This is a genomic window from Bradyrhizobium sp. P2_E8 (assembly GCF_056403875.1).
This window is the reverse complement of record NZ_JBFUES010001552.1, coordinates 1-1142: the sequence shown is the minus strand read 5'-3', so window position 1 is coordinate 1142 and position 1142 is coordinate 1. Positions and strand designations below refer to the sequence as shown.

1 protein-coding gene is annotated in these 1142 nt (G+C 65.0%); it reads right to left on the bottom strand.

The features are described from left to right. On the bottom strand, nt 1–1142 hold a 1142-nt coding region (adh, locus tag AC1D00_RS42225; RefSeq protein ID WP_477014792.1), incomplete at both ends, for an aldehyde dehydrogenase.

Sequence of the window (1142 nt, the reverse complement as noted above, 5' to 3'; positions counted from 1 at the left end):
GGTCGTGACCGAGACGACGGGGCCAAAGATCTCCTCCTGGAAGATTCGCATCTTGTTGTGGCCCTCGAACACCGTCGGCTGGACGTAGAAGCCCCCGGAAAGATCGCCGCCGAGTTCCGCACGTCCRCCGCCGGCCAGCAGCTTGGCACCCTCCTGCTTGCCGATGTCGATGTAGGAGAGGATCTTGGCGAGCTGCTCGCTGGATGCCTGTGCGCCGATCATGGTGTCGGCCGCTCGCGGGTCGCCCTGCTTGATCGCGGCGACGCGCTTCAGCGCCCGCTCCATGAAGCGATCGTAGATGTCGGCGTGAACCAACGCGCGGCTCGGACAGGTGCAGACCTCGCCCTGGTTCAGCGCGAACATGACGAAGCCTTCGATCGCCTTGTCGAAGAAGTCGTCGTCTTCGGCGGTGACGTCCTTGAAGAAGATGTTCGGCGACTTGCCGCCGAGCTCCAGCGTGACAGGAATGAGGTTCTGGCTGGCATATTGCATGATCAGCCGGCCCGTCGAAGTCTCGCCGGTGAAGGCGATCTTGGCGATGCGCGGGCTCGAGGCCAGCGGCTTGCCGGCCTCAAGACCAAAGCCGTTGACGATGTTGAGGACGCCAGGCGGCAGAATATCAGCGACGATCTCGGCCCAGACCATGATCGAGGCCGGGGTCTGCTCGGCGGGCTTGAGCACGACGCAATTGCCGGCGGCGAGTGCGGGCGCGAGCTTCCAGCAGGCCATCAGCAGCGGGAAGTTCCAGGGGATGATCTGGCCGACGACGCCGAGCGGCTCATGGAAATGATAGGCGATGGTGTCGTGGTCGATCTCGCCGATCGAGCCTTCCTGGGCGCGGACGACGCCGGCGAAATAGCGGAAGTGATCGATGGCGAGCGGGATGTCGGCCGCGCGGGTCTCGCGGATCGGCTTGCCGTTGTCCCAGGTCTCGGCGATCGCGAGGCGCTCGAGATTCTCTTCCATGCGATCGGCGATCTTGTTCAGGATCGCGGCACGCTCGGCGACGCTGGTGCGGCCCCAGGCCGCCTTGGCGGCATGCGCCGCGTCGAGCGCGGCTTCGACGTCCTGCGTGTCGGAGCGCGCGATCTTGCAGACGATCTGTCCGTTCACCGGCGAGGCATTGTCGAAATACTTGCCGG